The sequence below is a fragment of the Mycobacterium sp. E183 genome (assembly GCF_001667735.1).
In the GTDB taxonomy this organism is placed as follows: domain Bacteria; phylum Actinomycetota; class Actinomycetes; order Mycobacteriales; family Mycobacteriaceae; genus Mycobacterium.
Map to the genome: position 1 here is coordinate 1 of NZ_LZJN01000102.1, position 3,952 is coordinate 3,952.

The 3,952-nt window shown below is 69.3% G+C and carries 5 protein-coding genes; 1 reads left to right on the plus strand and 4 read right to left on the minus strand.

Going from position 1 to position 3,952, the window contains the following annotated elements:
- Nucleotides 1–713, minus strand: a 713-nt coding sequence (locus A5691_RS10110; protein WP_197694420.1) for a glutamine synthetase beta-grasp domain-containing protein, incomplete at its 3' end; no start/stop codon positions are given.
- A gap of 245 nt (nt 714–958) precedes the next feature.
- On the opposite strand from A5691_RS10110, the gene A5691_RS10115 reads away from it, so the two are divergent.
- A complete protein-coding gene (locus A5691_RS10115) occupies nt 959–1,381 on the plus strand; it encodes an RDD family protein (RefSeq protein ID WP_067757998.1) in 423 nt (140 codons plus the stop codon).
- Nucleotides 1,382–1,396: 15 nt separating this feature from the next.
- Here A5691_RS10115 and A5691_RS10120 read toward each other — a convergent pair whose 3' ends face one another.
- From A5691_RS10120 to lipB, 3 genes are read right to left on the minus strand one after another with little or no spacing between them, the layout of a single operon-like run.
- Entirely contained in the window at nt 1,397–2,149 is a 753-nt protein-coding gene (locus A5691_RS10120; RefSeq protein ID WP_068017168.1) for a DUF4191 domain-containing protein, read from the minus strand.
- A 48-nt stretch (nt 2,150–2,197) separates the two neighbouring features.
- Nucleotides 2,198–3,121 (minus strand): lipoyl synthase, encoded by a 924-nt coding sequence (gene lipA / locus A5691_RS10125; RefSeq protein ID WP_067758004.1) that lies wholly within the window; start codon nt 3,119–3,121, stop codon nt 2,198–2,200.
- The gene (gene lipB / locus A5691_RS10130) at nt 3,118–3,816 is read right to left on the minus strand and encodes a lipoyl(octanoyl) transferase LipB (protein WP_067758007.1); all 699 of its coding nucleotides are present in this window, start codon (nt 3,814–3,816) and stop codon (nt 3,118–3,120) included. The genes lipA and lipB overlap by 4 nt, the downstream gene beginning before the upstream one ends.
- Between the last annotated feature and the right edge of the window lie 136 nt (nt 3,817–3,952).

The window sequence follows — 3,952 nt, forward strand, 5'->3', positions numbered from 1 at the left end:
GCGTGCAGCAAAGTGTTGAACTTGTAGTTGATCTCGGCCTGCCCGCCGCTGCCCACCTCGTGGTGGCCCTTCTCCAGGCTGAAGCCGGCCTTGATCAGGTTCGACAGCATCTGGGCGCGCAGGTCGACGTAGTGGTCGACGGGGGCGACCGGGAAGTACCCACCCTTGGGGCGGACCTTATAGCCGCGGTTGGGGGTGCCGTCGTTCTCGGTGGGCTCGCCGGTGTTCCACCAGCCCGAGATCGCGTCGACCTCGTAGAAGGAGCCGTTGGTGCGTGAGTCGAAGCTGACCGAGTCGAAGATGTAGAACTCTGCCTCGGCGCCGAAGTAGGCGGTGTCCGCGACGCCGGTGCTGATCAGGTAGTTCTCGGCCTTGCGCGCGATGTTGCGCGGGTCACGCGAGTAGGGCTCGAGCGTGAACGGGTCGTGCACGAAGAAGTTCAGGTTCAGCGTCTTGTGTTCGGTGAACAGGTCGATCTGCGCCGTCGCGGGGTCGGGCAGGAGCAGCATGTCGGATTCGTGGATGGACTGGAATCCGCGAATCGAGGAGCCGTCGAAGGCCAGGCCGTCCTCGAAGACGCTCTCGTCGAAGAACGAAACCGGAATCGTGAAGTGCTGCATGATGCCTGGCAAGTCACAGAACCGAACGTCGACAAACTCGACGTCCTCGTCCTTTACGAGTTTGAAAACGTCGTCGGGCGTCGTTTCCGTCACAGAAATGCTCCTTTACTTGGTGAGATCCGCGGCCTGACGCTATGGAGCAGATGTTGCCCGCCAGTCAACCCCGTGTTGCGCGCACGTTACGCGACCCATGTTGTTCACAAAAGAGGCGCCGTCACCGGCGGGTTCTATTGTGGGGCCATGGACCGCTGGATCGTAACTCTTCCGGTGCCCCGGCGCAGCGTTCCGTCGGGGTCGCGGGACGCGCTCGTCGCCGAGTCGAAGCCCGGCTCCAGACGATGACGCCGGACTCGCCGTCCACCTATCCCGGCGAGCGGCTGGGCCTGCCGCAGACCGGACCCGGTTCGCTGGCCCCGATGGGCCGCCGGCTGGGCGCGCTGATGATCGACTGGCTGATCTCGTACGGCCTGGCCGCGCTGGCCATGCGCTTCGGCTTGTTCTCCGAACACATGCTGTCGACGGCGGTGCTGGGCATCTGGTTCGTGCTCGGCGTGGTTTCGGTGCGGCTGTTCGGCTTCACGCCCGGTCAGTTGGTGCTGGGTCTACGGGTGGTGACGGTCGACGGGCGCGGGGCGGTCGGCGTCGTCCGGGCGGTGGTGCGGGGCGGGCTCGTCGGGATGGTCGTCCCGGCGTTGTTCACCGATTGGGACGGCCGCGGTATGCAGGACCGGCTGACCGCGACGGCGGTCGTCCGGCGCTGACTGGCTCCGATCTGGCTACTTACGCCGCACGGTGCGCTGCACACCACGCATCTTGCCGGCGTTCGGGAGCGGGCCCTTCGGCAGGACGGCGGCGCCGGCCCGCGTGCCCAGGGCGGCCAACCGGGACTCCAGCGTGTCCATCTGTTTGGCGGTGATGTTGGCTGGCAGGCGGTTGAGGTGGCGCTCCAATTTGGCCAGCGGAACCTCGTCTTCGCCGTTGCCGACGACCAGGTCGTAGATCGGCACATCGCCGATCAGGCGCGCGGTGCGTTTCTTCTCCTGGGCCAGCAGCGGGCGGACCCGGGCCGAGGATCCCTCGCCGACCAGGATGACGCCGGGACGGCCGATCACCCGGTGCACCGCGTCGAGGTGACCGGTCGCGGCCACCCCGGGCGTCACCCGCCACTTGCCGCGCAGGTTGTCCAAAGCCCATGCGGCCGCGCCGGTTTGGCCCTCGGCCTTGCTGTAGACGCTCTTCTGCGCGCGACGGCCGAAGACGATGAACGCGGCCAGCGCGCCCAGCGCCACGCCCAGCGGGATCAAGGTGATCATCGTCAACCCGCCGGCCCACACACCGACCGCGACCGAGATGCCCACGATGACGACGAAGGCGCCGATCATGTACGGCAGCAGTCGCTTGTCCTCGCGGCGCTGCAGGTTGAACGCCTGCCACAGCTGGGCGCGGCGCTCCTTCGCGGCGGCCTTGCGCGCGGCCTGCGCCTGTGCCCGGGCGGCCTTGTTCTCAGCGGCGGTGCGGGGTTTAGCCATAGTCAAAGGATACGTATCGGCGCGGGCCGCCACGGCGGCGCGGCAGGTTCAGGCGCGGGTGCGCGCCGCTTGCTCGTAGAGCCGGCCCGCCCGGTAGGACGACCGCACCAGCGGCCCGGCCAGCACCCCGGAGAAGCCCAGCCCCTCCGCGTCGCGGGCGAACTCGACGAATTCCTCGGGCCGCACCCAGCGCTCGACCGGGTGGTGCCGGGTGGACGGACGCAGGTACTGGGTGATGGTGACGATGTCGCAGCCGGCGCCCCGCAGGTCGGCCAGGGCGGTGCGCACCTCGTCGGCGGTCTCGCCCAGCCCGAGGATGAGGTTGCTCTTGGTGACCAACCCGAACTCGCGTGCCGCGGCGATGACGTCCAGGCTGCGCCGGTAGCTGAACGCGGGCCGGATCCGCTTGAAGATCCGCGGCACGGTTTCGACGTTGTGCGCCAACACTTCCGGGCGTGATTCGAACACCTCGGCAAGCCGCGTGGGCTCACCGTTGAAGTCGGGGATCAACAGCTCCACCCCGGTCGACGGGTTGAGCTCCTTGATCGCGCGCACGGTCTCGGCGTAGAGCCAGGCCCCGCCGTCGGGCAGGTCGTCGCGGGCCACCCCGGTGATCGTGGCGTAGCGCAATCCCATGGTCTGCACGCTCTCGGCGACGCGCCTGGGCTCGTCGCGGTCCAGGGCGGCGGGCTTGCCGGTGTCGATCTGGCAGAAGTCGCAGCGGCGGGTGCACTGGTCGCCGCCGATCAGGAACGTGGCCTCCCGGTCCTCCCAGCACTCGAAGATGTTGGGGCAGCCCGCCTCTTCGCAGACGGTGTGCAGGCCTTCGCGCTGCACCAGGCTTTTCAGCTGGGTGTATTCGGGCCCCATCCGGGCCCGCACCTTTATCCACGGCGGCTTGCGCTCGATCGGGGTTTGCGCATTGCGGACCTCCAGGCGCAAGAGCTTGCGGCCTTCGGGTGCGACAGTCACATCGCTGATGCTACGCGCGTGCCGGGGTGTTCCCGGACCGGCAGGACCCCGTCGAGGGCGTCGCAGACGGCGTTTGCGACGGCCGCGCGGACGTCGCCGACAGCCACCGGGCGCCGCAACTCGGCCGACAGCGAGGTCACGTCGGCGTCGGTGATGCCGCACGGCACGATCGTGCCGAACGCGTCGAGGTCGCAGTCACAGTTGAGCGCGAACCCGTGCAGGGTGGTCGCCCGCGAGACCCGCACACCGATGGCGCCGACCTTGCGGTCGGGCCGCCCGGCACCGCCCGGCACCCACACCCCGGACCGGCCGTGCACCCGGCACGTCTCCAAGCCCAGGTCGCCGCACACCTTGATCAGCGCCTCCTCGAGGCGCCGCACGTAATTCACCACGTCGAGCGGCTCGCTCAGGCCGATGATCGGATAGCCGACCAGCTGCCCCGGGCCGTGCCAGGTGATCTTGCCGCCCCGGTCGGTGTCGACTACGGGCGTGCCGTTCACCGGTCGTTCGTGCGGCTCGGTGCGCCGTCCCGCGGTGTAGACCGGCGGGTGCTCGAGCAGCAGCAGCGTGTCGCCGCCGCCGGCGACCCGGGCGTCGGCCAGCTCGCGCTGCAACTGCCAGGCCGTGCGGTATTCGACGGTTCCGAGCTGGCGGACGTCGATCGCGGCCCGGCTGGACCGGATGGAATCGATCACGTTCGCGACGCTACTCGCCGGGCAGGCAAGCCGCGACGCCGCGTCAGCCACGATCGCCACTAGCCCGATGGCGGCGACCCGCTTCGCCCGGCTGCGCCGCGCTTGCGATCGCCGCTAGCCCGATGGCGGCGACCCG